At 46.2% G+C, this 3,206-nt stretch carries 3 protein-coding genes; 1 reads left to right on the forward strand and 2 read right to left on the reverse strand.

The window, feature by feature from the left end; genetic code table 11:
- Positions 1 to 448: NAD-dependent epimerase/dehydratase family protein (locus tag F6K20_RS30920; protein ID WP_287297277.1), on the reverse strand; the 448-nt coding region annotated here is incomplete at its 3' end.
- A 185-nt stretch (positions 449 to 633) separates the two neighbouring features.
- Between F6K20_RS30920 and purD the strand changes: the two genes are divergently transcribed.
- Positions 634 to 1,905 carry a phosphoribosylamine--glycine ligase gene (purD, locus tag F6K20_RS30925; RefSeq protein ID WP_008185036.1) on the forward strand — a complete coding sequence of 424 codons (1,272 nt, stop codon included), beginning with the start codon at positions 634 to 636 and terminating at the stop codon, positions 1,903 to 1,905.
- A 92-nt stretch (positions 1,906 to 1,997) separates the two neighbouring features.
- Here purD and F6K20_RS30930 read toward each other — a convergent pair.
- On the reverse strand, positions 1,998 to 3,206 hold a 1,209-nt coding region (locus F6K20_RS30930; RefSeq protein WP_287297279.1), incomplete at its 5' end, for a formylglycine-generating enzyme family protein.

Consider the following 3,206-nt stretch of genomic DNA (forward strand, 5'->3'; position numbering starts at 1 on the left):
GGGAAACCGGTTGGGGAAGAATTGTTTCAGATGTCGGTAGGGCTTCCGCATTACCATAAACTGAAGAGCTGGAAGCATAGACTAATCGCGTCAGATGTTTGGCATCTTTGGCGGCTTCGAGTAGGATTTGGGTAGCGTTAATATTGCGCTCGGTATAATCCCGAAAACCATCCCCCCAACTAGCCCGAACTCCAGCTTGTGCTGCCTGATGATAAACTACCTCTACATCAGTTAGGAGCGATCCCCAATCCAAGGTCTGAATATCACTTTCGATTAACTCAAAAGCGGGATGCTCTTTAAAATTTTCAATATTCCGGCGCTTGAGGTTGGGATCGTAGTAATCGTTAAATTGATCAATACCAATCACTCGCTCACCTTGATTCAAAAGGGTTTCTACTAGGTGAGAACCGACAAAACCCGCAGCACCCGTAACGATATTAAGAGCCATAAATTTAAGATTTCAAACTATTGGTTAAGCTTTGGGCAGACTAGTTTATTTTTGAATGTATATTAAATATAGTCTGGCACAATATCTGAAATTATGACTAATTTTTTTTTTAGTAAAAATGGATTCAAAACTTTGGTAAGGTCATAGAATAAGATAGAGTATTCAGCACAGAGTGTAGAAAAAAAGTGAAGATTTTGGTAATTGGCAATGGGGGAAGGGAGTACGCCCTGGCCTGGAAACTACTGCAATCTCAAAGTATTCAGCAGGTGATATGTGTTCCTGGTAATGGTGGCACCGCTACACTAACAGGTTGCCAAAATCGTTTATTAAACCTTCAAGATTTTGAAGCAATTGCTGAGTTTGCTCTGGTTAACCATATATCTCTAGTGGTGGTAGGTCCAGAACTCCCACTGTCTTTAGGTATTACAGACTATCTCCAAGGTAAAGATATCCCTGTGTTTGGTCCCACCCAGGAGGGAGCGCAAATTGAGTCGAGTAAGTCTTGGGCAAAGGATTTGATGCAGTCGGCTGGTGTTCCTACCCCAAGTTTTGCTGTGTTTACGGAACCAGAGCCAGCATTGGCTTATGTGAAAGCCCAGGTAGCACCAATTGTGGTCAAAGCCGATGGCTTAGCAGCCGGTAAAGGGGTAACTGTTGCGGCGACGATAGACGAGGCAGAAATGGCTGTGGAGTCACTCTTTCAGAATGGGTTTGAGACGGTAGTGATTGAAGAGTGTGTCACCGGTCAAGAAGTTTCGGTTTTGGCTGTTACGGATGGCTTGACGGTTCGTCCCTTAGTACCAGCTCAAGACCATAAGCGAATTGGGGAAGGGGATACCGGTCCCAATACCGGAGGGATGGGAGCTTATGCTCCTGCACCGATTGTTACCCCAGAGCTAAGCACACGCATTGAGACGGAGATTCTTAATCCTACCCTTGAGGCTTTAAAGGTCAGGGGCATTGATTATCGGGGAGTTCTCTATGCAGGATTGATGATTACTCCAGAAGGAAACCCAACGGTTCTGGAATTTAATTGTCGCTTTGGGGATCCAGAAACTCAAGCTATCCTACCCTTGCTAGAAACTCCCCTAGATCAGGTGCTTCTGGCTTGCACCCAACAGCGACTGGCTGAATTACCAACGATTACCTGGAAACAAGGGGCTGCTGCTTGTGTGATTGCTGCCTCGAAGGGGTATCCGGGAGCTTACGAAAAGGGTAAGGTAATTACTGGTATCCAACAAGCTGAGCAACACGGAGCAATAGTTTGCAGTGCTGGTACTACCTTGAAGCAGGAAGAGCTAGTTACCAGTGGTGGTCGGGTTTTGGGGGTTACCGGAACGGGGAAAACAATAGCGCAAGCTTTATCAGTTGCTTATAGCGCTATGGATTGTATCCACTTTGAAGGGATGTATTACCGTCGGGATATTGGTTATCGGGTTTTGCAGGATGTTTATTGATGCGATCGCATTCGTAAGTTCTTGCTCCCATTGATAGCAGCAACACGAGACCAGCAATACTCCCTCAACGGCTATTACCCATGGTTAACCCATCAAGCCGTAATAACATCACACACTACCCGAAAACCAATGTTGACTTGGATATTGTCTGCCGGGATATAGCTGAAGCGGCAAGCCGAGCGGCATATCCCAGGAATGATATCCCAGGAACCACCGCGCAGAAGCCGGGAATGATGATCATACTCATTGATACTATTTAGCCAAGCACTACCATCAACCGGAGCGCTTAGGTAGTTTGGGTACCAATGGTCAGCACACCACTCCCAAACATTCCCATGCATGTCATACAAACCAAAGGAATTGGCTACACCAAAGCTACCTACACGAGTAGTTTGTTCTCGATATACCCCTTCTGGCTCAGAGCTGTATGTACCGTTGCTATCGTAATTGGCCACATCGGTGGTAATGGTTTCACCGAAGTGGAATGGCGTACTGGTACCAGCCCGACAGGCATATTCCCATTCCGCCTCACTCGGAAGCCGATAGTTTCGTCCAGTCAGCCTAGATATAATAGCACAAAATTTCATCGCCTCATACCAAGATACCTTTTCCACTGGCAGAGTATCGCCTTTGAACTTAGAGGGCTGGGGGTTTAGGGAAGGGGAGACTTGGAATAAGGTTGCTACAGCCCGCCACTGGGCCTGGGTAACCGTAAACTTTCCCATGAAGAAGGGAGAGACTCTGACCCAATGCTGTGGACTTTCATCGTCGCTATGTCCCTTCTCAGTTTCTGGTGAACCCATGAGGAATCTTCCCCCAGGGATGTACACCATATCTAGCCCTACACCATTGCCTAAGTCTTCTGTGAAATATTGGGCTTGGTGACGGCGGCGCTTTTTAATTTCACCGTATTTATCTAGAGTTACCACATCAAACTCAAAAGATTTTAGGGTCACTCCCTCGACTGGTGAGGGCTCGGAGTTTTGGAATTGGTTAAAAAATCCAACTACAGCTATTCCTAAACTGCCCAACCCCCCCGCTTGACTTGATTGTTGTCTATTAACAACAGTAGAATCTTCTGGTTTCTGGGATGGCCGTGGAGGATTAAGTTCGGAGTTGATTGCTTGTAACTTTTCCCAAAGAACCTGAGTATCTTTAGGACGTTGATAAACTCGCACCATCAAACTATCAAGAAAATCCCCTAACTCTGAAGAAATGTGTGGTGCATGGGGTCGCCACATCAAGATATCATTACCAGCATCATACAAATCTGAGGGTTCTTGCCCTGTCAGCAAATAAAC

The organism is Moorena sp. SIO2C4, assembly GCF_010672485.1.
Classification (GTDB): Bacteria; Cyanobacteriota; Cyanobacteriia; order Cyanobacteriales; family Coleofasciculaceae; genus Moorena; species Moorena producens.